General features: G+C 71.2%; 22 protein-coding genes. 13 read left to right on the plus strand and 9 right to left on the minus strand.

Annotated features, from left to right (window positions below; genetic code table 11):
- Positions 1 to 147 precede the first annotated feature (147 nt).
- The 4 genes from O3X23_RS21295 to O3X23_RS21310 all read left to right on the plus strand — a co-directional run bounded on the left by O3X23_RS21295 (position 148) and on the right by O3X23_RS21310 (position 4,030).
- The gene (locus O3X23_RS21295; RefSeq protein WP_269273053.1) at positions 148 to 1,032 is read left to right on the plus strand and encodes a class I SAM-dependent methyltransferase; all 885 of its coding nucleotides are present in this window, start codon (positions 148 to 150) and stop codon (positions 1,030 to 1,032) included.
- 152 nt (positions 1,033 to 1,184) lie between these two features.
- The gene (locus O3X23_RS21300; RefSeq protein WP_269273054.1) at positions 1,185 to 1,991 is read left to right on the plus strand and encodes an SDR family NAD(P)-dependent oxidoreductase; all 807 of its coding nucleotides are present in this window, start codon (positions 1,185 to 1,187) and stop codon (positions 1,989 to 1,991) included.
- Positions 1,992 to 1,999: 8 nt separating this feature from the next.
- Positions 2,000 to 2,749, plus strand: a complete 750-nt coding sequence (locus O3X23_RS21305) for an enoyl-CoA hydratase/isomerase family protein (protein WP_269273055.1) — start codon at positions 2,000 to 2,002, stop codon at positions 2,747 to 2,749.
- 132 nt (positions 2,750 to 2,881) lie between these two features.
- Positions 2,882 to 4,030, plus strand: a complete 1,149-nt coding sequence (locus tag O3X23_RS21310) for a 3-oxoacyl-[acyl-carrier-protein] synthase III C-terminal domain-containing protein (RefSeq protein ID WP_269273056.1) — start codon at positions 2,882 to 2,884, stop codon at positions 4,028 to 4,030.
- Positions 4,031 to 4,147: 117 nt separating this feature from the next.
- Here O3X23_RS21310 and helR read toward each other — a convergent pair whose 3' ends face one another.
- The gene (gene helR / locus O3X23_RS21315) at positions 4,148 to 6,301 is read right to left on the minus strand and encodes an RNA polymerase recycling motor ATPase HelR (protein WP_269273057.1); all 2,154 of its coding nucleotides are present in this window, start codon (positions 6,299 to 6,301) and stop codon (positions 4,148 to 4,150) included.
- Between the two features lie 280 nt (positions 6,302 to 6,581).
- Between helR and O3X23_RS21320 the strand changes: the two genes are divergently transcribed.
- Entirely contained in the window at positions 6,582 to 8,357 is a 1,776-nt protein-coding gene (locus O3X23_RS21320) for a serine/threonine-protein kinase (protein ID WP_269273058.1), read from the plus strand.
- 94 nt (positions 8,358 to 8,451) lie between these two features.
- Here O3X23_RS21320 and O3X23_RS21325 read toward each other — a convergent pair whose 3' ends face one another.
- Entirely contained in the window at positions 8,452 to 9,012 is a 561-nt protein-coding gene (locus tag O3X23_RS21325) for an isochorismatase family protein (RefSeq protein WP_269273059.1), read from the minus strand.
- 275 nt (positions 9,013 to 9,287) lie between these two features.
- Between O3X23_RS21325 and O3X23_RS21330 the strand changes: the two genes are divergently transcribed.
- The gene (locus O3X23_RS21330; protein ID WP_269273060.1) at positions 9,288 to 10,355 is read left to right on the plus strand and encodes a right-handed parallel beta-helix repeat-containing protein; all 1,068 of its coding nucleotides are present in this window, start codon (positions 9,288 to 9,290) and stop codon (positions 10,353 to 10,355) included.
- Positions 10,356 to 10,453: 98 nt separating this feature from the next.
- Here O3X23_RS21330 and O3X23_RS21335 read toward each other — a convergent pair whose 3' ends face one another.
- Entirely contained in the window at positions 10,454 to 10,792 is a 339-nt protein-coding gene (locus tag O3X23_RS21335) for a DUF427 domain-containing protein (RefSeq protein ID WP_269273061.1), read from the minus strand.
- Between the two features lie 52 nt (positions 10,793 to 10,844).
- Entirely contained in the window at positions 10,845 to 12,101 is a 1,257-nt protein-coding gene (locus O3X23_RS21340; protein WP_269273062.1) for an MFS transporter, read from the minus strand.
- Between the two features lie 78 nt (positions 12,102 to 12,179).
- Here O3X23_RS21340 and O3X23_RS21345 point away from each other — a divergent pair, with 78 nt between their 5' ends.
- Positions 12,180 to 12,758, plus strand: coding sequence for a CGNR zinc finger domain-containing protein (locus O3X23_RS21345; RefSeq protein ID WP_269273063.1), 579 nt, complete (start codon positions 12,180 to 12,182; stop codon positions 12,756 to 12,758).
- Between the two features lie 209 nt (positions 12,759 to 12,967).
- Positions 12,968 to 14,152 (plus strand): serine hydrolase domain-containing protein, encoded by a 1,185-nt coding sequence (locus O3X23_RS21350; protein ID WP_443047922.1) that lies wholly within the window; start codon positions 12,968 to 12,970, stop codon positions 14,150 to 14,152.
- A 41-nt stretch (positions 14,153 to 14,193) separates the two neighbouring features.
- On the opposite strand, the gene O3X23_RS21355 is transcribed toward O3X23_RS21350, so the two are convergent.
- Positions 14,194 to 15,150 (minus strand): GlxA family transcriptional regulator, encoded by a 957-nt coding sequence (locus tag O3X23_RS21355; protein ID WP_269273064.1) that lies wholly within the window; start codon positions 15,148 to 15,150, stop codon positions 14,194 to 14,196.
- A 110-nt stretch (positions 15,151 to 15,260) separates the two neighbouring features.
- Here O3X23_RS21355 and O3X23_RS21360 point away from each other — a divergent pair, with 110 nt between their 5' ends.
- Positions 15,261 to 16,193, plus strand: coding sequence for an NADP-dependent oxidoreductase (locus O3X23_RS21360; RefSeq protein ID WP_269273155.1), 933 nt, complete (start codon positions 15,261 to 15,263; stop codon positions 16,191 to 16,193).
- A 47-nt stretch (positions 16,194 to 16,240) separates the two neighbouring features.
- Here O3X23_RS21360 and O3X23_RS21365 read toward each other — a convergent pair whose 3' ends face one another.
- The 3 genes from O3X23_RS21365 to O3X23_RS21375 form a co-directional block, all read right to left on the minus strand.
- The gene (locus O3X23_RS21365) at positions 16,241 to 17,179 is read right to left on the minus strand and encodes an AraC family transcriptional regulator (protein WP_269273065.1); all 939 of its coding nucleotides are present in this window, start codon (positions 17,177 to 17,179) and stop codon (positions 16,241 to 16,243) included.
- Between the two features lie 33 nt (positions 17,180 to 17,212).
- The gene (locus O3X23_RS21370) at positions 17,213 to 18,136 is read right to left on the minus strand and encodes an NADP-dependent oxidoreductase (protein ID WP_269273066.1); all 924 of its coding nucleotides are present in this window, start codon (positions 18,134 to 18,136) and stop codon (positions 17,213 to 17,215) included.
- A 152-nt stretch (positions 18,137 to 18,288) separates the two neighbouring features.
- A complete protein-coding gene (locus O3X23_RS21375; protein ID WP_269273067.1) occupies positions 18,289 to 19,236 on the minus strand; it encodes an EamA family transporter in 948 nt (315 codons plus the stop codon).
- 83 nt (positions 19,237 to 19,319) lie between these two features.
- Here O3X23_RS21375 and O3X23_RS21380 point away from each other — a divergent pair, with 83 nt between their 5' ends.
- Both O3X23_RS21380 and O3X23_RS21385 read left to right on the plus strand, forming a co-directional pair.
- A complete protein-coding gene (locus O3X23_RS21380) occupies positions 19,320 to 20,228 on the plus strand; it encodes a LysR family transcriptional regulator (protein ID WP_269273068.1) in 909 nt (302 codons plus the stop codon).
- Between the two features lie 16 nt (positions 20,229 to 20,244).
- On the plus strand, positions 20,245 to 20,739 hold the full coding sequence (locus O3X23_RS21385) for a GNAT family N-acetyltransferase (protein WP_269273069.1): 495 nt from the start codon (positions 20,245 to 20,247) through the stop codon (positions 20,737 to 20,739).
- Here the strand turns inward: O3X23_RS21385 and O3X23_RS21390 are convergent.
- Positions 20,723 to 21,436, minus strand: coding sequence for an alpha/beta hydrolase (locus O3X23_RS21390; protein WP_269273070.1), 714 nt, complete (start codon positions 21,434 to 21,436; stop codon positions 20,723 to 20,725). The two genes, O3X23_RS21385 and O3X23_RS21390, sit on opposite strands and share 17 nt — an antisense overlap.
- A gap of 342 nt (positions 21,437 to 21,778) precedes the next feature.
- Here O3X23_RS21390 and O3X23_RS21395 point away from each other — a divergent pair, with 342 nt between their 5' ends.
- Both O3X23_RS21395 and thrS read left to right on the plus strand, forming a co-directional pair.
- Positions 21,779 to 22,273, plus strand: a complete 495-nt coding sequence (locus O3X23_RS21395) for a cupin domain-containing protein (protein WP_269273071.1) — start codon at positions 21,779 to 21,781, stop codon at positions 22,271 to 22,273.
- 100 nt (positions 22,274 to 22,373) lie between these two features.
- Positions 22,374 to 23,693 (plus strand): threonine--tRNA ligase, encoded by a 1,320-nt coding sequence (gene thrS / locus O3X23_RS21400; RefSeq protein ID WP_331283929.1) that lies wholly within the window; start codon positions 22,374 to 22,376, stop codon positions 23,691 to 23,693.
- Positions 23,694 to 23,791: the final 98 nt, after the last annotated feature.

Here is a 23,791-nt window from a genome sequence, read left to right on the forward strand (position 1 = left end):
GACAAACTCCCCCGCCGGGCGTGACCCCCCACCCGGGGGGGCCCACGACGGGAGTCCGTGCGGTGACCGCCTCCGGCCGCCGGCCACGCCGTGGAATCATCGGGCCGCCGGGTGGGCACGCAGCGCTGTGAAGGGTGGTGATCGGCCATGGCCGCCGACTGGCAGTGGGACGACACGTTGTTCGCGGGCACCGCCGCCTACTACCACCGCGGACGGCTGCCCTACGCCCCCGGCCTCGCGGACCTGCTTGCCGAGGCCGCAGGGCTCGACGGGCGGGGGCGCCTGCTCGACGTGGGGTGCGGACCGGGCACCGTCGCCCTGGGACTGGCGCACCTGTTCGCCGAGATCGTCGGCGTGGATCCTGACGGCGGAATGATCGCCGAGGCCGAGCGCGGCGCCGCGCGGACGGGAGCGGCCCCGAAAGCGCGCTGGGTGCGGGCTCGGGCCGAGGACCTGCCCGCAGGGCTCGGAACGTTCACCGTCGCGACCTTCGGCCAGTCCTTCCACTGGATGGATCAGGATCTGGTGGCGGCCACCATCAAGGACATGCTGCTCCCCGGCGGGGTGCTGGTGCACATCTCGGACGTGAAGACGGAGGACCGGTCCGTCGATGGCCTGCCCCATCCGGCAGTGCCCTATGACGCGATGGACGCCCTGGTCAGGCAGTACCTGGGACCGGTCCGACGAGCCGGCCGGGGAGTACTGCCGCAGGGAACGCCCGGCGGTGAGGCGGTGGTGCTCACCCGGGCGGGTTTCGCCGGCCCCCAGCGTCATGTCGTCCCCGGCGGCCACCCTCTGGAACGCACCGTCGACGACGTCGTCGCGTGGGCGTTCTCCCTGTCGTCCTCGGCTCCGCATCTGTTCGGCGCACGCCGCGTCGACTTCGAGGCAGATCTGCGCAGGCTGCTGACGGACAGCTCGCCGGCCGGCCGGTTCTCCGCACGGCAGCCCGGCACCGAAGTGTTCCTCTGGCGGAAGAGCGACGTCGGACAGGTGCCCGGGACTACCACGCCGAGCGTCAACCTGGCGTGACAATCGGGGTCACCAAATCGAGTGGCGCTGTTTCAGCGAATGTCCCTTGATCATTGGCGATGGACCAATTCAAGCCACGGATAGGGATCTTGGTCGGGCTATGTTCCGGATGCAGGAGAGAAATCTCGCCATTCGCATACAGGAGCATGAACGTGACCTCGATTGCCCACCAGACGGCCCCGCCGGGTCGGACGATGGAGCGGACGACCGACCCGGCGCCGGTTCCGCAGGTCCTGCAGGGATTGACCGCCGTCGTCACCGGCGGTTCCGCAGGACTGGGACGACACCTGGCGAAAGGTTTCCTCGCGGCCGGAGCCCGGGTCATGTGCGCAGCACGAGGCGCTGGCGACGTCATGGATCTGCTGGCCGACCACGAGGACCGTGCCGCCTTCCTCTCCGCCGACGTACGTGACCCCGACTCGTTGCAGCGGCTGATGTCGGAGACCGCCGAGCGTTTCGGGGGCATCGACATCGTGGTGGCCAACGCGGGCATCACCCGCAACGGCGGTGTCTCACGCCTCAGCCCGCAGGACTGGCGCGAGGTGATGAACACCAACGTGGACGGTGTCTTCCACACCGTGCGGGCGGCGCTGCCCCACCTGGAGCGGTCCGGCGGCAGCATGCTCACGGTCTCGTCCGCGATGGCCTCGCGCGCGGTGCCCGGCGCGAGCGCGTATGCGGCGTCCAAGGCCGCGATCGAAGCGTTCACCCGCTGCTGCGCGGTGGAGTTCGCCCCCCGTGGTATCCGGGTCAACTCCCTGTCCCCCGGCATCCTGAACACGGGCATGGGCGAGATCGTCGGCGCGGACGAACGGCTGCGCGCCCTGTACTGGCCGAGGATGCTCGCAGGCCGTGCGGGCACGGCGCAGGAGGCGGTGGACGCAGCCGTGTTCCTGGTCAGCCCGGCAGCGTCGTACGTCAACGGACACGTCCTCGAGGTCAACGGGGGGCTGATGTGACGGTGCGCATGGAGATCGACCGGAAGGTGGCGTGGCTGCACCTGGACCGGCCGCGTCTGAACCTCTTCGACAGCGCCCTGCAACGCGCCGCCGAACAAGCCCTCCGGACGTTGGAGGGGCACCACGGGATCCGCGCCGTGGTGTTCACCGGCGCACACGGGAACTTCTCCGCCGGCGGGGACCTCAAGGAGATGACCTCGCTGACCGGCGACGCGGTGACGGAGTACGCCGCCCGGATCAGCCGTCTGACGCGCGAGGTCGCCGCGCTGCCGCTTCCGGTGATCGCGGCCGTGCAGGGCCTGGCGCTGGGCGGCGGGTGCGAACTCGCCCTCGCCGCCGACTTCCGTATCTGCTCGCCCACCGCCCGGTTCGGTCTGCCCGAGACGCCACTCGGCCTCATCCCCGGGGCCGGGGGCACTCAGCGGCTGCCGCGCCTGATCGGGACCTCGCGCGCCAAGGACATCGTGTTCTCGGGCCGGCAGGTCGACGCCGACGAGGCCGCCCGCATCGGACTGGTCGACCTGGTCGTTCCCACCGCCGACCTCCGCACCGCCGTCACCGAGTGGGCGCTGCGCTACACCGCACATCCCGCCGGGGCACTGGCTGCCGCCAAGCAGGCGATCGACGCGTCCCAGGAGGGCCCGCTCGCCCAAGGGCTCGACCAGGAGCGCGAACTCTTCGCCCCGCTCCTCGCCGCCGGCGAACGGACCCGGTGGTTCCACCGTTTCCGGCAGACCCCCGCGGTGTCCGTCTCCTGAGCCAGCGGCCCCGAACCGCAGCGGCCGAATGCTCAGGCCGCCCGCCAGAACCGTCAGACCGCCAGAACCGCCACACCGTCCGAGTCGTCCCGGCACGGTCGCTCGCACGCGCGCCGGCTTCCTGTGCCCCTCGTGGAAAGCACCGCCCTGATGCACGCAGCTCCCGCCCCGTTCCCGTACGCCCTCACCGGCGCCCACACCACGCTGGGACCGGTGGTCACCATGGACGCCTGGGCCAAAGTCGCGCAGGTCCCCGACCGCCGCAACCCCGGCGAGGCCCTGGAAGGCTCCTTCATCACCCGCCTGCTCGGCGTCGAGAGCAAGAGCTGGGGACCGGATCAGTTCGCCACCCCCGAGACGGTCGCCGAGACCGCCCGGGCCGCCCTCTCCAGCGCGTGCCTCGAACCGCGCGACATCGACGCCGTCGTCGTGGTCACCTGCAACCCGTACCAGATCCTGCTCGACCAGGACGCCTTCACCCTGATGCGCCTGCTGGGCATCGCGGACCACGTGCCGCCCCTGCAACTGGGCGCGGGCTGCGCCGGCCTGGCCCGCGCAGCCTCTCTCGTGAGCCGGCTGAGCGCCGAACGCGCCCTGGTGATCGCCTACAGCGTGCCCAGCCGGACCAGCACCTGCGCCGATGGCACGCTCCTCCCGGCCTACCGGGACAACACCGTCCACCCGTACGGAAGGAACATGTGGTCGGCGCCCGCGCTCTTCTCGGATGCGGCGTCGGCCATGGTCCTGGAACGCGACGAGGCCATCGACGGTCTGGTGCTGTACTCCCGGGACAGCCAGTCCTTCGGCGACGAGGCCGCGATCGACGACCCGCTGATCCACTTCCTGGGCGGCGGCACCGACAGCCCCGCCGGAACTCCCGGCTCGGCGGAACTGGCCTGCTTCGGCATGAACCCGCCCGAGATCACTCGCTATTACAGCGGCGGGATGACACTCAACCACCAGGCCCTGGAGACCGCGCGCCCGGGCTACCTGGATCACGTCAGCCGGGTCTACACCCATCAGGCCAACCCCCGCCTGGTCGACGAGTTCATCCAGGAGACCGGCCTGAGCGCGGAGAAGGCGCCCAGCAACGTTCGGCAACTGGGCAACACCGTGTCGCCGTCCACACTGGCGCTGCTCCACGCCGACCAGCTGAACGGCAACCTCGCCTACGGCGACCGGGCCTGCTTCTCCGTCGTCGGCTCGGGACCCGAACGCGGCGCGTTCATCACCCCGATCCGCATTCCCGCGCTCCGGCAGCCCGCCACGCTGCCGGCCTGACACGAGCCGGCCGGAGTGCTCGGCCCGCGCCGGCGAACGCAGACCGAGCAAGGCCCGCTGACCCCGTGCCCGCCGCCCGCTGTCGACCGGGCGGCGGGCACGGGGGCCCGGCAGACATCAGGAGCTCGTGAGGATGACGAGTTGCTGCGTGGCTCGGGTCATGGCGACATAGCGGTCGACCGCTCCTTCGATACCCGTGCCGAACGACTCCGGATCGACGAGGACGACCAGGTCGAACTCGAGCCCCTTCGACAGCTCCGGAGTCAGCGACCGGACGCGGGGCGTCGCCCGGAACGCGGGATCGCCGATGACGCACGCGATGCCTTCGGCATGCGCGCCGAGCCAGGTCTCGAGGATCGAGTCCCGTTCCGCGGCCGATCCGTGGACGACGGGAAGGTCACTGCTGCGGACGGAGGTCGGCACGTTGGCATCCGGCAGTTCGGCGCGGATGACCGGCTCGGCCTCCGCCATGACCTCCTCCGGCGTCCGGTAGTTGACGCTCAGCGACGAGACGGTGACCCGGTCGAGCCCGACGCGCTCGAGCCGTTCCTGCCACGACTCCGTGAACCCGTGCCTGGCCTGGGCGCGGTCCCCGACGATGGTGAAGCTGCGCGACGGGCAGCGCAGCAGCAGCATCTGCCACTCGGCGTCGGTCAGTTCCTGTGCCTCGTCGACGACGATGTGCGCGAACGGGCCCGCGAGCAGGTCGGGCTCGGCGACGGCCAGTGCGCTCTCATCGATCAGGGTGTCCCGCAGGTCCTGTCCGTGCAGCATCCCCAGCGCGCCTTCGTCCTCGCCGATCTGGACGTTCTGCAGGAAGCTGTCGATGGCGTCGGTCCTGTGCGCGCGTTCGGCGGCGACTTCGGCCTCGTTCTGCCGCATGCGGGCGGACGCCTTCGGGTCGCCGAGCCGCTGGCGTGCCGCGTCCAGGAGCGGCAGATCGGACACCGTCCAGGCCTGCGTGTCCGCGCGCCGCAGCTTCCGGACGTCGTCCGGCTCGAGCCAGGGCGCGCATTTGCGCAGGTAGGCGGGCACGGACCAGAGATCTGCGACGAGGTCGTCCGCTTCGACCAGGGGCCACGCCCGGTGCAGGGCCTTGAGCAGTTCCCGGTCCTGCAGCAGCGACCTGCGCAGCAACTCGGGCGAGGCTTCGCTCGCGTCCTTGTCGATCAGGATCGTGAGCAGTTCCTCCATGATCTGGTCGTGGGCCTCGTTGTGCGGGGTGCCCGGCTCCACCGCTTCGAACGCCACCGCCCAATCGCGGGGGCTCAGCCAGATGCTGGACCAGTGGGTCTCGACCGACATGCCTTCGGTGGGCGGCTCCTCGTAGAGGCCGACCGCCGGCTCGATCGCCCTCACCAGGGCCGCCGACGCCTTCAGAAGGGCCACGTCCGGGTCGCCCTCGACCACCGCTCGGGCTCCCTCCGCGACGAGGTCGCGCAGAGTGCAGGTCTGCACACCCTCCTCGCCGAGACTGGGCAGGACATCGGCGACGTAGGCCAGGTAGGGCTGGTGCGGACCGACGAACAGCACACCGCCCCGACGGTGCCCCAGGCGCGGGTCGGAGTAGAGGAGGTAGGCGGAGCGGTGCAGGGCGACGACGGTCTTGCCCGTGCCCGGACCACCGTCGACGACGAGAGTGCCGCGGGAGCCCGCCCGGATGATGGCGTCCTGGTCGGACTGGATGGTGGCGAGCACGTCCCGCATCCGCGCCGAGCGGTTGCTGCCCAGGCTGGCGATGAAGGCGGACTGGTCGTCGAGCGCGGCGCGCCCTTCGAGTCCGTCCGCGGTGAACACCTCGTCCCAGTAGTCGCTGATCCGGCCGCGGGTCCAGCGGTACCTCCGGCGGCTGGCCAGACCCATCGGGTTGCCGTGGGTCGCCGCGAAGAACGGCTCGGCCGCGGGCGAACGCCAGTCGATCAGCAGTCGACGCCCTGTGCTGTCGGTGAGGCCGAGTCGTCCGATGTACACGGGCTCGGGGCTGTCGACCCCGACGATGTGTCCCAGGCACAGGTCGAGACCGAAGCGTCGCAACGCGCGCAGGCGGCTGCTCAGCCGGTGGATCTCCAGATCCCGGTCCATGGCCTGCCGGCCGATGCCGCCGGGCGCCTTGAGTTCGGCGTCGAGACGGTCGGACAGTTCGGCGATCGCCTGATCCAGGCTCTCCGCGATGGCGGCGAAGTGCTGCTCGTCGTCGGCGATCAGCGCCGGGGCGGCCTTGGGAAGGAGACGGTCGGAGAGGTCGAACGCGCTGGTGCTCAGGGGGTTCATGGCATCAGCTCCGGTCCGGGGTCGCCGCACAGCCCATACACGGCAAAGGCAAACGCACTGAGTAAATCTCCCATTTCCGCAGGTTCTGGTGTAGGACCGCGATTGTGCCCCACCACCGGGGCCTTGCCGCAAGCCCCCCAGTGAGTTATAAGTTGAAAGTGGCAAGGAGTGCCTGTTCCTCGTTGCCCACGGTGTCCACTCCCGACTGATTACTCGCGTCCGGCCGCACCCTGACAGCCGCGGTATGTGATCTTCCCGTCCGTCTCATAGGCTCCGGGACATGAGTAACGGGGAACCCGCCAGACGGGTCATCGACGGGCGCTTCGAGCTGGAGGCGCGACTCGGAGTCGGCGGCATGGGGTTGGTCTGGCGGGCACGGGACATCGTGCTCGACCGGGCGGTGGCACTCAAAGAAGTACGACCGACGGATCCGGGTCTGGCCGAGTACGATCCGTCCGCGGCAAGCCTGTTGCGCGCCCGCGTCCTACGGGAGGCCCGGGCGCTGGCCCGCGTCGAGCATCCCAACGTGGTCACCATCCACCACATCGTGGACGGCGGCGAGGGCACCTACCCCTGGCTCGTGATGGAGCTGGTGACCGGCGGATCGTTGCAGGACCGGCTGGAGCGCGGGCCGATGAACCCGGCGCAGGCGGCCCTGTTGGGCCGCGAACTGCTGGCGGCGCTGCGGGCCGCGCACGCCGTGGGAATCCAGCACCGGGATGTGAAGCCCCCCAACGTCCTGCTGCGCCCCGACGGGCGACCGGTGCTCACCGACTTCGGCATCGCCGCGATCCGCGAGTCGACGGTCCTGACCGCCACAGGGTCGATGATCGGCACTCCCGACTTCATGGCGCCCGAGCGGATCACCGGGGACGGCGGCGATCCCGGTTCGGACCTGTGGTCCTTGGCGATGATGCTGTACGTGGCAGTGGAGGGCCATCACCCGCTGCGCAGGGGAGCCACCCTGGCCACCCTGGCCGCCGTCCTCAGTGAGCAGCTTCCGCCGCCGCGCCAGGCAGGACCGCTGACGGAGTTCCTCAACGCCGTTCTCGTCAAGGATCCGGCCGCCCGGCCCGATGCCGGGACCATGGACCGCATGCTGGCGTTCGCGTCCCAGCAGCCGCCGACCGGAACGTGGCCCGGTGCGGGGACCGCGCCCGGAACCGGACCTGTGGCCGGGGTCGGACCTGTGCCCGGCCCGGGGACCGCGCCCGTAGCCACGTCCTTCCAACTGCGGCCACCGGCCGCGCAGGCCGCTGGGTCAGGCTCACACGGATTCGGGCCGCCCACGCCCCAGGACGCCGCTCCCCACGGTGGCGGTCCTGCGCCCTACCCCTCGCAGTACCCCCTGCCGGAGCCGGGCCCGACGCGGTCGACCGCGGGCAACCAGCGGCGCAGACCCGGCACCCGGTGGGTGGCGATCGGCTCGGCGGTCTGCGGAACCGTGCTGACGGGCGTGCTGGTGTGGACGCTGCTCCCGGAGCACCCCGGAGACGACCTCGCTTCCCAACAGCCCGGTGCGACCCCCTCCGCGTCCCACTCGTCGAGCCCGACGCCGGCGACCACACGCTCCACACCGCAGCCGCAGAACGACCCGGCGAAGGGCAACCTGCTGACGCCCGCCGGTATCCGTGCGGCGGTCAAGGAGATGAAGGCGCAGATGGGGACCGACAAGGTCGGCCGCTTCGTGGTGTACCCGGAGTACATCTCCGCCTACGGCATGGTCAAGGGCAGCGCCACCCGCTACGACAGCTACGACTACCGCGTCGGCCAGGGCGTCACCCGCGGCTCGAGCAGCGGAACGCTGCCGGGCGGCGACATGCCCGTCAGCCTGGACGCCTACAACTGGGACGCCCTTCCCGCCTTGATCAGCCGGGCGGAGAAGGACCTGAAAGTCCCGAAACCCACGACGCGCTACCTCGTGATCCGCCAACCCAACAAGACCTTCAACACCCCGGCGGCCATCGCCGTCTACCTCGCCGACGCCTACGACGGCGGCTACCTCGAAGCCAACCCCCAGGGCAAAGTCACCAAGCTGATGCCCGCCGGCGACTGAGGACGCCGGCCTTGCCGGTCCGCCCCGGGCTCGAGCCCGGGGCGGACCGGGGACCTGGCCGGAAAAGCCGCACTGTCCTACGGGTGACCCACCGTCACGACGCGCCGCCGAAGTCGACGTCCTTGGTCGTCGCTGTCCCGGCCGTCCGCCCCGGCGCCGTCTGGTACGTCCAGTACAGGTTGGTGTGCGCGACGACCTTCTCCGGCGTCGGAGCACCCCACTCCGACTGGTCCTCCGTCGTGTGGGCATCGCTGACCAGCAACGCGTCGTACCCTCGCACCAGCGCGCCGTGGAGCGTGGAGCGGATGCACGCATCGGTCTGCGCACCGACGACGACGAGCCGACCGACCTCCAGGTCCGACAGCACGGACTCCAGAGTGGTGTCCTCAAAAGAGTCGCCGTAGTTCTTCTCGACCAGCGGCTCGGCCTCGCCCGGAGTCAGCTCGGGAACGATCGGCCAGCCGTCGCTCCCCCGCTCGAGGTTCTCGTCGGAGTGCTGGACCCAGACGACCGGGACCCGCTGCCCCCGCGCCTGCTCGACCAGGCTGCCGATGTTCGCGACGACCGCGTCGCGCTCATAGGCCCCCTCGACGACGCCGACCTGCACATCAACGACGAGCAGCGCGGTATTGGGTCGGTTCTCGAGTGTGGTCATGGCCCCTCCTGATCACGCCGAATCCTTTGAACAACCCACGGTAGACCCCCGCACCGACAGCGAGGGTGACCGCCGGTCGTCAGCCCGTCAGACCCGCGGGGCGCCGCAGCTCCCCACCCCACCGATGACAAACGATCTTCTTCCCGGGCCTTGACGCGGTTTCGCCACAGCGAACAGTCTGGACCCCATGACGTTAGGAAACTTTCCTAACTACTAGCTCTGGGGTCCCCCATGACCACCATCCCCGCTCCCCCCACTCCTCCGGAGACGCCCTGATGCCCGAACCCCGCACCGCAGCCTCCCGGACCACGACCGCCCGCGCGTTCGGCAGTCACCGGCGGCGCACCCGCCGACGCCTGGTGGCCGCCTCACTGGTCGCCGCGGCAGCCGGAGGCGCCGCTTTCGCGGCCACGCTGCCAGGTTCCGCCTCGGCCGCCGTCGCCACCCGGACCGTCAACGTCTCCTCCGCCGCACAGCTCACCGCGGCGCTGGCCGATGCCAGGCCGGGCGACACCATCAAGCTCGCCAACGGCACGTACAAGGGCCAGTTCAAAGCCACCGCCGACGGCACCTCGTCCTCCCCGATCACTCTGACCGGCGCCAGCGGGGCCGTGCTGACCTCCGGCGGCGGCAACGGTTACGGCCTGTGGCTCAGTACCGCGCCCCGCTGGAACATCAAGGGCATCACCGTGGCCGGCAGCAACAAGGGCATCGTCATGGACGCCTCGCCGTATGTCACCATCGACGGCGCGACCGTCCGTGACATCGGATACGAGGGCGTGCACTTCCGCTCCGGCAGCGACCACGGAGTCATCAAGAACTCCTCGGTCCACGACACCGGCACCACACACCCGAACTACGGCGAGGGCGTCTACATCGGCTCCGCGAACAGCAATTGGGACCAGTACGCCGGCCCCACCGGCGTGGACGCCTCCGATTACGTCCAAGTCCTCAACAACACCATCGGCCCCAACGTCGCCGCGGAGGGCATCGATATCAAGGAAGGCACCAAGGGCGGTCTCGTCCGCGGCAACACCCTCGACGGCACCGGGGAGAAGAACCAGAACTCCGGCGACTCCACCATCGACGTCAAGGGCGACAAGTACGTCATCGACGGCAACACCGTCACCCACCCGTACACCGACGGGTTCCAGGTCCACAACGTCTATGACCCCTACGGCTGCGGAAACACCTTCACCGGCAACAAGTTCACCCTCGGCTCCGCTCCCGGCTACGGCATCAACGTGACCGACAACAGCGGCTGTGCCCTCAAGAACACCGTCGCCTCGTCCAACACGTCGAGCGGCGGAAAGGGCCTGACGAACATCCCCGTCGTCAACTGACGCGGGCCGGTCCCCCGGCCGGCCCAACCGAACCCCGACTCCGGTTCCCCCGCCCAGGGGGGCGGCCGCGAGCCGGGGTTCGGCGCGTCACGCGAAGGTCAGGCCGCCGTGACGACCTCGGTGTCGTAGAAGCAGAAGTGGTCCTTGATCGCGGCCACGTCGTCCTTCGGCTCGTGGTACGCCCAGACCAGGTCGGCCGCGCCGGGCACCGACCAGTACGAGGCGTCCCCCTTGAACGGGCAGTGCGTGGTGGTGTCCGAAGCGACGAGCAGCTCCGTGCGCACATCCTCCGGCGGCAGGTAGTAGCGCACCGGACAGCCCGTCTCGCGCAGCTCCAGCGGCCGGCTGCTCTCCGCCAGGAGCTGTCCGTCGCGCACGACCCGTACCGCGGTCGTGCCCTCTTCGATGGTGATGCGGTGTCCATTCGTCATATCCACTGCAGCGCCGGGAGACCGTCGGTTCTTCCCCCCGCGGCCGATCCCCGGCGCGTCATTGCGCCCGGGTTCCGTCACGGAGTGCCGGACGGGTCGTCGAGATCCCCTCCGCCGGCGCGGATTCCCGGGCGGCGAGCACCCGGGCGACCAGGATCTGCCCCGCGGCCAGCGCGAGGGAGGTGGCTGCCAGTCCCGACCACAGGAACGCCGGGCCCGCGTGTTCGAGGATCTGGGTGCCGGCGATCGGCGCGGCGACGCCGGCGAAGCCCCAACTGATCCCGTACACGGCCAGGTAGCGGCCGGTGCCGCCGGGCGGCGCCAGGTCCGCGACGAGTGCGTAGGACCGTCCGAGTATCACCAGATCGCCCAGGCTCCAGACGACGGTCGCGACCAGCGAGCCCGTCAGGGTGTGCGCCGCCGCGTAGCCGGCCAGGCCGGCCGCGAGCACGACGTGGCCGAGCGCGAGCGCCGCGGGCGCCGACAGCTCCGCCAGGCGCCGCAGACGCAGCAGGGGCTGGGCGACGACGATCGTCAGGGCCGAGACCGTGAAGAGCACGCCCGCGTCCGCCGGTCGCATCCCGCGGCGCGCCAGGGACAGCGGAAGCGCCATCATCACCTGCAGATAGACCAGGGCGGAGACGGTGCCGCAACCGAGCAGGAGCAGCAGGGTGCGATCACGCCACGGCTTGATGCCGACGGAACGTTCGGAGGCGCGGAGGACCGTGGGATCACGTCGAAGCGGGCGGTCGCCGGGCAGCACGAGCCGGATGATGACCGCGCAGGCCAGGCAGCTCAGGGCGTCGGCGACGAACAGCCAGCGCAGGTCCCACCGCCCCAGGCCCGTCGCGATCAGTCCGGCGCCCATGCCGCCGACGGCGAGGGCGGCGTTCAGCAGGCTGTAGGCGCGGACCCGGTCGGCGGGTCCCACGCAGTCGGCGATCATCGCCTGGCTCGGCGGTTCGTACAGTTCGAAGACGAGTCCGAGCAGCACGGCGAAGATCGCGACCGCCGTCAGGGACTGTGCCGCCGCGATCCCGAGCTGGGCGACGGCGCAGCCGGTCAGGCCGAGGACGATGGTGCGGCGCCGCCCGAGGTGGTCCGCCAGGCGGCCTCCCGCCAGGCGCGACGGGATTGTCGCGAGCCCGAAGGCGGCCGAGACCAGCCCGGCGGTGGCGACGCTCGCCCCGAAATCGGTGCTGATCAGGACGGCGAGGAAGGACAGGGAGAAGGCCCCGAGCCGGTTGATCGCCCGGGCTGCGAGCAGCAGCCAGACGGTGCGGGGCAGTCGGCCGCCGCGCGCCTTGGGTCCCATGCCCGATCCCACTTCCTATCACTGGTGAATCGACTATCGTCAGTGACGGACGTTAAACCGGAAGAGGTAACTGGTCAAGTGCTATTCGACAGTCACATGGCGGCACTGCTCGACGCGTGCGTTGCGCTCGTCAACGCGCTGACCGACGGCGACGCGCGCGGCAAACCGTTCACCGCACCGGCGGGCGCCGACCTCCCCGCCGCCGTCCATACCGCACTGCCCTCCCCCGGCGCGCGCTCCGGCACGATCGAACCGGCGGCGGCCGCCCACCTGGCCGAGACGGCGCGGAGACTGCGGGAGGTCTTCGAGGCGGTGGCCGGCGACCGCATGGACGACGCGGTCACGGTCCTGAACGAGCTGCTCCGCTCGAACGGCGCCCGCCCGCAGCTGGACCGGGTCGAGGGCGAGCCCTGGCAGGTCCACTTCCACGGCGCGGACGACTCGCTGGCGGTGGGGTGGAGCGCGGGTTGTGCGACCGGCCTGGCCATGGTGATCGGCGGTGACCTCGCCGGCCGCCTCGGCATCTGCCAGGCGGCCCGGTGCGATCGGGTCTATGTCGACACCTCACGCAACGCCGCCCGCCAGTTCTGCTCGACGGCATGCCAGAACCGCTCCAAGGCTGCCGCGTTCCGTGCGCGCCGCGCCACGAAGCCGTGAGCCCTGAGCCCCGAGTGAGCGCTGAGCCGTGACCTCGCTCCGGGCCCGGAGCCGGCCCGGCACACAGGTGCCGCCGGCGCGTGCACCCGGCCGAGGCACGTTCCTCGGCCGGATGGAGCACCGTGAAGGGCGCGGCCGGACGCGTCATCCGAAGCTGGGCACGTGACTGCGAGGTTCGACCCGCGCCACGCTCCCCGGGAGGTACGCACGTGCTGTCACGATCGTCCGGACGCCGCCACACCCGACGCCTGATGCCGTTCGCCGTGGTGATCGCCGCCGCGGCAGCCGGCGGGCTCGTCCAGCCCGCGCACGCCGGGGACCAGGCCCGTCCCGACCCGGACCAGGCGCTGCGGCGCGGCCTCCAGCAGCTGGTCGACACCGCGGGCGGGCCGCCCGGAGTGATCGCCGTGCTCAAGCGCGGCAACCGGACCGAGGTGTACCGGGCCGGTGTCGCCGACGTCGAGACCGGCGGCCCCCTGCACGCGACCGACCACATGCGGCTCGCCAGCGTCTCCAAGGCGTACAGCGGGGCCGTCGCCCTGCGACTGGTGGACCGGGGGCGGCTCAAGCTCGACACCACGATCGGCGAGCGGCTTCCCGCACTACCCGCCGCCTGGTGCAAGGTGACACTCCGCCAGTTGCTGAACCACACCAGCGGACTTCCCGACTTCACCGGCTCCGCCGAGTTCCGGCGGATCCTGACCGAGGACCCGCACCACGTCTTCGACTCGCGGAAGCTGCTCGACTTCGTCGCCGACAAGCCGCTGGTCTTCCCCGCGGGCACGCGGTACCAGTACTCCAACTCCGACAACATCGCCGTCGCGCTGATGGCCGAGGCGGCGACGGGCCGGCGCTACGAGGACCTCCTGAAGGAGCTGGTCTACCAGCCGCTGAACCTGCGGCAGACCAGCCTCCCGCAGGGTTTCCGGCTCCCCCGGCCCTACCTGCACGGCTACGCGGCCGACCCGCCCGCCCCGCCCGAGGACGTCACCGAGCTCTTCGGCTCCTCCGGCGTGTGGGCCTCCGGCGCCGTCGTGGCGACACCGAACGACCTCACCGCGTTCATCCGCGGCTACGCCGGCGGCAGCCTCGTGTCGCCGCAGACCCGCAAGCAGCAGCTGACCTTCGTCCCCGGCGGAGCGTCGGAACCCGCCGGCCCGGGCGTCAACGCGGCGGGTCTGGCGATCTTCCGCTACACCACCCGCTGCGGAGTGCTCTACGGCCACACCGGAAACACCGCCGGCTACACCCAGCTGGCCGCCGCGACACCGGACGGCAAACGATCCCTGACCTTTTCCGTCACCACTCAGATCAGCAAGAGCATGAAACCCGCGCTGCTCGCCCAGGTCCGCGACATCCAGGAGGACTTCGCCTGCGCCCTGCTGCGCCCCTGAGCTCTCGCGGACCCGCCGTACCCGCCGTGGCCCGACGTTCCTCAGCCGGCGCGGAAGGCCCGGCGATACGCCGTCGGTGAGACGCCGATCGTGGTGGCGAGGTGCTGGCGGAGCGAGACCGCGGTGCCGAAACCCGCGTGGGCGGCGACCTGGTCGACCGGCAGGTCGGTGGTCTCCAGCAGCCGTCGGGCGTGGCCGACGCGCTGTTGGAGGAGCCACTGGCCCGGCGGCATGCCCACCTCGTCGCGGAAGCGCCGGCAGAACGTCCGGACGCTCATGCGGGCGTGCGCCGCCAACTCGGCCAGGGGGACGGGGCGGTGCAGCTGGCCCAGGGCCCAGTCACGGGTCGCCGCGGTGGTGGCGGCCGAGGGCTCCGGGATCGGGCGCTCGATGTACTGGGCCTGACCGCCCTCCCGCCAGGGAGGCACCACGCACAGCCGGGCCACCTGGTTGGCGACTTCGCTGCCGTGGTCGCGGCGCACCAGATGCAGGCAGAGGTCGATCCCGGCGGCGACACCGGCCGCCGTGAGCACCTGCCCGTCGTCGACGAACAGCACGTTCGCGTCGACCTGGATCAGCGGGAACGTCCGCTGGAAGTGCTCCGCCTCGCTCCAGTGGGTCGTCGCGGGACGGCCGTCGAGCAGACCTGCCGCGGCCAGCACATAGGAGGCGGTACAGATCGAGACGATGCGCACGGCGGACGGCAGAAGGGCGAGCGCTCCGGCCAACGCGTCGGGCAGCCAGTCCCGTTCCTCGTCGGGGCCGCAGGCGAAGGGCGGGATGACCAGCGTGTCGGCGCTCCGCAGCGCCTCGCTCCCGTGGGCCACCGTGACGGCGAAGTCGGCGCTGGTGGTGACAGGTCGCCCGTCCAGGCTGCACGTGACCACCTCGTACAGCGCCTCGCCGTCACGCCCCACGGCGGTGCCGAAGATCCGCGCAGGAATGCTCAGTTCGAAGGGATAGACGCCTTCCAGGGCCAGGACCACGACTCGGTGCATGGCAAGATTCTTTCAGATGCTGGCCATCTTGCCACTCGTTCTCCCGTGCGCGATACGGAAACCTTGATCCCAACGGGCTGCAGGGGCCCGGCGGAACAGGGGGAATGACGATGCGCGCGATCGGCCAGGACGGCTTCGGCGGGCCCGAGGTACTGAAGGTCGTCGAGGTGGAGCGGCCCGAGCCCGGACCGGCCGAAGTGCTGGTGCGGGTGCACGCGGCCGGGGTCAACCCGACCGACTCCTGGCACCGGGCCACCGGTGGCCTCGCGGGTATCGCGATCCGGCTCGGCTGGGACGTCTCGGGGGTCGTCGAGACGGTCGGACTCGGGGTCACCACACTCGCCCCCGGCGACGAGGTGTTCGGGATGCCACGCCACCCGCTCCCGGCGGGCACCTACGCGGAGTACGTCGTCTCCCCGGCCCGGCACCTGGTCCGCAAGCCCGCCGGACTGACCCACGCGCAGGCCGCCGCCCTGCCGCTGGCCGCGCTCACCGCCTGGCAGGCGCTGGTGGACGTCGCGGACGTGCGTGCCGGCCAACGCGTACTGATCCACGCGGCGGCGGGCGGTGTCGGCCACCTCGCCGTCCAGATCGCCAAGGCCCGCGGCGCGCACGTCATCGGCACCGCCCGCTCGGCGAAACACGCCTTCCTGCGCGGCCTCGGCGCCGACGAACTGATCGACTACACCCAGGCCGACTTCGAGACCGCCGTCGAGCCGGTCGACGTGGTCATCGACACGATCGGCGGGGAGTACGGGCCCCGTTCGCTGCGCACCCTGCGCGCGGGCGGCATCCTGGTCGCCCTCGCCTCCCCGGCCGAGACCTACCTCGCCGACCTGGCCCGTCCACTCGGGCTGCGCGCGGCCTTCATGGTCGTCGAAGCCGACCAGGCGGGCCTGCGGGAGATCGCCGCCCTCGTCGAAGCGGGCCTGCTGCGCCCCGAGATCGACACGGTGCTCCCCCTCGAACACGCCGCCAAGGCCCACGAGCTCGGCGACGGCCGCCGCGCCACGGGCAAGATCGTCCTCTCCGTCACCGACTGACCCGCGGAAGGTCCTGCCGGCCGCCGCACCGGACCGAACACCCCCCGTCAGGCCGCCTTGGCCTGACGGCGGTAGCCACCCGGCGCCACGCCGAACTCGCGCTTGAAGGCCTTGGCGAAGGCGAACTCCGAACCGTAGCCGGTACGGGCGGCGACCGTCGTCAGGGGAGCGTCGGACTCGCGCAGCAGGCGGGCCGCCGCCGTCATGCGCCAGCGGGTCAGGTACGCCATAGGCGGTTCGCCCACCAGCGCGGCGAACCGCCGGGCGAAGGCGGCACGCGACAGCCCGGCCTGCTCGGCCAGCGACTCGACCGTCCACTGGGCGGCGGGGTCGGCGTGGATCGCCTCCAGGGCCGGCGCCACCGCCGAGTCGCCGAGCGCCGCGGCCCAGCCCCGCGCCGCCGCCGGCGGTTGATCGTCGAGCCACGCCCGCAGGATGTACAGGAGCAGCGAGTCGATCAGGGCGGGCACGATGCCGTCCGAGCCGATGCGTGGGTTCTCCAACTCGGAGCCGAGCAGTTGCACGGCGGCGGTCAGCTCCGGATGGCGGCCGTGCCGCGTCGCCAGGTGGATCACCTCGGGCAGCTGCCGCACCAGGGGGTGCGGGCGACCCTGGTCCAGGTGGTAGTTGCCGCACAGCAGGCTGGTCTCGGGGCCCTCGCCGCCGATCGTGACCGAACCGATCGGCGAACCGGCCCGGAACTGCTCCGCTCGGGACTCCTCCCCCGGTGTCGTCGGTTGGTCGGCGAGGATGTGGCCGCGTCCGTCCCGCAGGAAGACCACGTCGCCCGGGCTCAGCGGGATCGGCTTCAGGTGCGGCGCCTCCCCGTCGAGCGGCACCAGCCAGCAGGTCCCGTACAGCACCACATGGAACCCGGCGCCGGCGACCGGCGGCAGCCGCAGGCCCCAGGGGGCGCGGCCGTTGGTCCGCACGGACGCCGGCTGCCCGGTGCGCATCGAAGCCAGCGCCTCGGTGAGGATGTCCATCCGGACTCGCCCTTCCTGGTGCGGCCCGTGTGGTCAGACCGTCAGGACAATCTTGCCCTGTACGTGCCCCGAGCCGACCAGCTGGTGGGCCTTTCCAGCCTCCTCCAGCGGGAACACCTCCTCGACGTATGGGCGGATCCGTCCCGCGTCGACCAGCTCGGCGATCGCCTCGAGGGCGGCGTAGTCGGGCTCGACCGATATGCCGGCGAAGCGCCGCCCGGCCGCCCGCACCCGCGCGGCGAGCTCCGGGTCACCGTGTTCCAGGATGCTGATGAGTACGCCGCCGGGACGCAGCACGCCGAGCGACAGATCACCCTGGGCCGTGGAGTCGAAGACCGCGTCGACGTCCTTGACCGCCTCGGTGAAGTCGGTGGTGCGGTAGTCGATGACCTCGTCGGCGCCGAGGCCGCGGACGAAGTCGTGCCGGGCGGCACTGGCGATGGCGATGACATGGGCGCCGCGCGCCTTGGCGATCTGCACCGCGAAGTGGCCGACGCCGCCGGCCGCCCGGTGGATCAGCACCCGGTCGCCTTCCTTGACGTCGGCTGCCTGCACCAGACCCTGCCAGGCGGTGAGCGCCGCGAGCGGGATGGCGGCGGCGTGCACATGGTCGATCGAGGCGGGCTTGCGGGCCACCTGGCGGGACGGCACGGCCACGTACTCGGCGTACCCGGTGGCCGCGCGGGGGAAGAACGGCATCCCGTACACCTCGTCGCCCACCTCGAACCTGGCGCCGGGGCCGGCTTCCTCCACCACCCCGGAGATGTCCCAGCCCACCCCGAACGGCGGCTCGCCGAGAAGCGGGAAAGCACCCGCCCTGACGGCCACGTCCACCGGGTTGACCGCGCTGGCGCGGACCTTGACGAGGACTTCGCCGGACAGCGGCTTCGGCCGCTCGACTTCGGCGACCTCGAGGACCTCGGGACCGCCGAAGGACTTCTGGATCACTGCGCGCACGGTGACTCTCCTGGGGTTGTGTTCTGTTGCCGTCCTTGTCGGCGGCTTGATGTCCTCAACCCTAGGGAGATCGAATGAGCGGCAGAATGGCCTTCCGTCTCGGCTACATGTCTCAGCGTCTTGCACAACGTTGCGCACGGCCATACGCGCCTTCACATGATGACGGCATCCCCGGCGTTCTCGCGGTTCTCGCCCTTCGCAAGGTCGCTACGCGCCCCGGCGCGCGTAGCGCCGACACCCGCGACCACCACGAACGCGACACCGAACGCGGACGCCGGGCCGGGGACCTGGCCGAGGATGACGAGCCCTACGGCTACAGCGATGGCCGGCTCAAGGCTCATCAAGGTGCCGAAGGCCGTGGTGGTGAGTCTGCGCAGGGCGAGGAACTCCAGGCTGAACGGGAGCACCGGATGCAGCAGGGCCAGTGCCAGCCCGATGAGCACCAGGGGCCAGGTCACGTGGCCCACTTCGGTCGGTGCGGCGAAGAACGTGGTGACGATCGCGGCGACCGGCATGGAGAGGGCGAGGCCCTTCAGGCCGGTGACCTGGTCGCCCACCTTCTGCGTGAACGCGATGTACACCGCCCAGCACAGCGCGGCGGCCAGCGCGAACCCGACCCCGACGAGGTCGGTGCCCCCGTGCCAGGGTTCGGTGAGCAGCACCACGCCGGCCCCGGCCAGCAGGGCCCACAGCCTGCGGCCGCCCGCCGCGCCGTACAGGGCCAGACCCAGCGGCCCCAGGAACTCCAGCGCACTGGCGGTACCCAGCGGGATGCGGGTGACCGCGCACATGAAGAGCACCATCAGACCGGCTGTCGCCACGCCCAGGACGGCACACGCCACCAGGTCCTTGCGCATGAAGTCCGACCGGCGCGGCCTGACCAGCACCAGGAGGAGGAGTGCGGCCCAGACGAGCCGCAGCCACACGGTGCCCACGGGGCCGAGCCGGTCGAGCAGCGGGACCGACACGCCCAGGCCGAGCTGGACGCAGAGCATCGACGCGACGGCCATGAGCGCGCCGTTCCGGGCTCCGCCGGGCGGCCGGCCGAGGCTGGAAGGTGGTGCGGGGAGCGCGGGAGCCGCGGTGTCGGCAAAGGTCATGGCTCCAGTAGACGGCGCATCCATCGTTGATGTCCACGTTCCGATCATGGACAGTCCGTTCATGAATGCTGAACAATGGCGGGATGGAGACGCGGAGGCTGGAACTGCTGGCGGAACTGTCCCGGCTGGGCTCGATGCGTGCTGTCGCCGACGTCCTGGGCACCACGACCTCGACGGTGTCGCAGCAGATCGCGGCCCTGTCCCGGGAGACGGGCAGCGTCCTGCTGGAGCCCGACGGACGCAGGGTGCGGCTGACGCCCGCGGGGCGCCGGCTGGCCGAGCACGCCGTGACCATCCTGGCCGCGGTCGAAGAGGCCCGCCTGGACCTGGGCCCGGAGGCGGAACCCAACGGCACGATAAGGGTCGCCGGTTTCGCCACCGCCATCCGCGGCTCCCTGCTGCCGGTCATCACCGAACTCGCGACGAGCCACCCCCGGGTGCACCTGCTGATCCGCGAGCACGAGCCGGCCGAGGCCCTCGCACTGCTGGCCGGCGACGGCGCGGACCTGGCGCTGACCTACGACTACAACCTCGCTCCGGCGACCATCGACCCGTCGCTGCGGGCGACACCACTGTGGACGGCGGACTGGGGACTGGGTGTGCCCGCGCTCCCCGGTACTCCGACCGGGACGGCGCAGGAGGTGTTCACCCGGTTCCGCACGGCCGACTGGATCGTCAACTCCCGGAACACCGCGGACGAGCACGTCATCCGTACCCTCGCCTCCATGGCCGGCTTCAGCCCCCGCGTCACCCATCAGGCCGACAGCCTCGACCTCGTGCAGGACATGATCACCGCGGGTTTGGGCGTGGGCCTGCTGCCCATTGCCGCCACGCCCAGCTCCGGCATCCGCATTCTCCCCCTCACCTCCCCCGGCGTCGTGTTGCGCTCCTACGCCGTCGCCCGGCACGGCCGCCTGAACTGGCCGCCGCTGGCCCTGGTCACCGGCCTCCTGCGCGACCGTGCCGACGGCAGTGACGCAGCGGAATCGTGATGGAGAGGGTGACCCCATGATCTCCTCGCGGAAGCCCGTCGCCCTCGTCCCCGTCTCTCCCCGGTCCGCCGAGGCACGCGACCTGATGAGGGCCTATTTCGACGACATCCTCAGCCGGGCGTACGGCCGCCCGGCGACCGGCAGCGAGATCGACACCGTGCTGCGGAACGCCCCCAGCGCCGATCTCGCCCCGCCGCACGGCCTGTTCCTGGTGGCCCGCCAGGACGACGTCGCCGTCGCCTGCGCGGGGCTGCTCCTGCTGCCACCCGCCACCGCCGAGATCCGCCGCGTCTACACCGCGCCGACCGCCCGCGGACAGGGCATCGGAGCACTCCTCCTGCGAGAGCTGGAAACGCGCGCCCGCGATCTCGGAGTGACGCGCATGCGGCTCGACACCCGGGACGACCTCGTCGAGGCGCGCCGGATGTACTCCCGGCTCGGCTACAAGGACGTGCCGGCGTTCAACGACGACCCGCACGTCGACCACTGGCTGGCTAAGACCCTGCCGTGAGTCCCGCACCGAGGCCGAGCCGGTACGCCTCCAGTCGGTCGACCAGATCCTGCGGACGGGAGAGGGACGGGAGGTGTCCGCTGTCCATCTCGTCCGGGGTGAAGCCCAGCCGTTCCCGGACGACACGGCGCTGGAACGCTGCCGGGAGGAACCGGTCGTGCCGGCACAGCAGGAACCGGGTCGGCACCTGCGGCCAGCTCCGCAGCGGCCAGGGCTTGAGGAAGGGCGCATCCGCCTGGTTGCGCGAGTGCTCCGCCATCAACTCGGCGGCCAGCTCCTTGGGAACGTCGTGGAGGAACGCGACGTCCGGATCGAACGGGGCATCCGGGTCACGGCCCGCGGCCGCCTCCGCCTCCCGCCTGGCACCGGACAGACCGGTGTTGTCCCACCATTCCCCCGGCGACTCCCCCGGGGCGGGAACCATGGCCGCCACCAGCACCATCAGGTCCACCGGCACCCGTTCGCAGACCAGCGGCGCGGTGAACCCACCCAGCGAGTGCGCCACCACCACCAGGTCGGTACGGTCGCCGATCGCGTCCAGGACCGCCTCGGTGTACGCCGCCAGACCCGCCGACTCGTCCTCGCACGGCAGGTCGGCCGCCACCACGTCGTGCCCCCGCTCACGTAGCAGCGGCACCACCAGATGCCAGTACCAGGGGTCGCATCCGGCGCCGGGAATCAGCACATAGGTCGTCATCGTCAGTCCTCACACAGTCCGGCAACGCGCACACCACGCCACCCCAACGTCAGACACCGCCAGGCCCCGAAACTCATCGCCCGGCCCGAAGCGGAGGTGACGGCCGCACCGGGGCGCCCTCACTTCCCGCAGTTCCGGCCCGGCGGGTGCCGGCGCATCTTGTATGGCGTCGCGCTCCGCGGGCGGGCGTCGGGCGCTTCGTGACGGGTTCGGGTGGGCCGGATTGACCCATGATTCTGTCGCTGAAATGAACCCTGCACCGGGTCTATTGGAGACCTAGAGTTGTCTTCATCAAGCCACCGAGAAGTCCGCGGTCATCGCTGCGGAGCAGGGAGAACCACCATGAACGCCACCGCACTCACGCCGGTTCTGACGCGCGCCGCCACCGCTGAGACCACCAGTGACCCGAGCAGCGTCATGACCCTCCTCGCCGACTGCGGTACCGGCGGCAGTTCGGTGACGAGTTACCGCTCGCAGTTCGCGCAGGGGGCGGTGGGCGCGCCGGCTCACTTCCACACGCGGGCCTCGGAACTCTTCTTCGTCATCGGCGGTTCCTTGCAGGTGCTCGTCAACGACGAGGTGAAGATCCTGAACGCGGGCGACCTGCTGCTCGTGCCGCCGCACACCCCGCACGCCTTCGCGGCGGCCCCCAGCGCCGAGGCCGATGTGCTGTTCGTGTTCACCCCCGGGATGCCGCGCTTCGACTACCTGCGGCTGCTCGGCCGGGTGATGCGCGGCGAGGCGAGCCCCCAGGAGATCAAGGACTCCTCCGAGCAGTACGACAACCACTACGTCGACAGCCCCGCGTGGCGAGCCGCTCTCGACGCGGCGAAGTGACGGGACGCGAATAAGCCGGAGACGTCCGCCGCTCCTCTGCTACCGTTCGAACCATGATGCGCGCTGCTATGACGACGACGCCGGAGAGTGTCCCGGCGCGCTGACTACTGTCTTAGTCCGAAGCCCCGGGGCGAGTGCCCCGGGGCTTCGCCGTGTGGTCACTCGCCTCATCGTCCGCGAGGAGACCACCATGCACGATCACCGCAAGCTCGGACGCGAGCTGGAACTGTTCGACACCGACCCGCTGATCGGCGCGGGACTGCCGTACTGGCTGCCCGACGGTGCGGCCGTGCGCCACGCGCTGGAGGAGTACATCCGCACCGCGGAGCGGCGCGCCGGCTACCGGCACGTGTACTCACCGGTGCTCGGCAAACGCGAGCTCTACGAGATCTCGGGGCACTGGTCGCACTACAGCGACGACATGTTCCCACCGATGGAACTCGGCGGTGAGCAGGTGGTGCTGCGGCCGAGCCTGTGTCCGCACCACGCGGTGATCTACCGCTCGCGCTCCCGCAGCTACCGTGAACTGCCGCTGCGCATGGCCGAACTGGGAGGCATGTACCGCTCCGAGCAGTCGGGCGTGCTCGGCGGACTGACCCGCGTGCGGGCCATCCAGCTCAACGACGCGCACATCTTCTGCACCCTGGACCAGGTCGCCGACGAGACCCGGTCGGCGCTGGAGATGATCCGCTCTGCGTATGCGGCGCTCGGCATCAGCCCGAGCCGCTACCGGCTCTCGCTCCCCGGCCCGGGCGGCAAGTACGTGGCGGCTCCGGAGATGTGGCAGCGGTCCACCGCCCTGCTGACCCGCGTCCTGGACGACTCCGGCCTGCCGTACGAAGCGGTCGAAGGGGAAGCCGCGTTCTACGGCCCCAAGATCGACGTGCAGGTCACCGACGGCGCCGGCCGCGAGTCCACCCTGTCCACCGTCCAGATCGACTTCCATCAGCCCGAGCAGTTCGATCTGTGCTACGTCGGCGCGGACGGCGCGAAACACCGTCCGGTCATGGTCCACCGCAGCATCATCGGCAGCGTGGAACGGGCCGTCGCCCACCTCATCGAGCAGCACGGCGGCGCGTTCCCGGCCTGGCTCGCACCCACCCAGCTCGTCGTTCTCCCGGTCTCCGAAGCCGAGTTGCCGCAGGCCGCCGCACTCGTCCAACGCTGCCTGGACCAGGGGTTGCGCGCAGAGCTCGCCGGTCCGGAACGCGGCACCTTGGGTGCGCGCATCCGGCTCGCGCGGCTCGTGCCGTACCAGGCGGTGATCGGCGCCAAGGAGGCCGTCGACGACCACGTCGCCGTCCGACTGCGGGACGGTCGCCGGTTGCCCGCCCTGCCCGCCGCCGAGGCACTGACCCGCATCTCCGCTCTCGTCGGCGCCCACCGCACCGACCTGTGGGACGACGACACCCGGGTATAGGGCCCGGCTCGCTTCGGAGGCACTGCGACGAGCCGGATCGGATGGATTTGGCCGGGCCATCCGATCCGGCACCTCGGCCCCGTCGGCGGGGTCCAGGG

Origin of the sequence: Streptomyces sp. H39-S7, assembly GCF_027158205.1 — a bacterium.
In the GTDB taxonomy this organism is placed as follows: Bacteria; Actinomycetota; Actinomycetes; order Streptomycetales; family Streptomycetaceae; genus Actinacidiphila.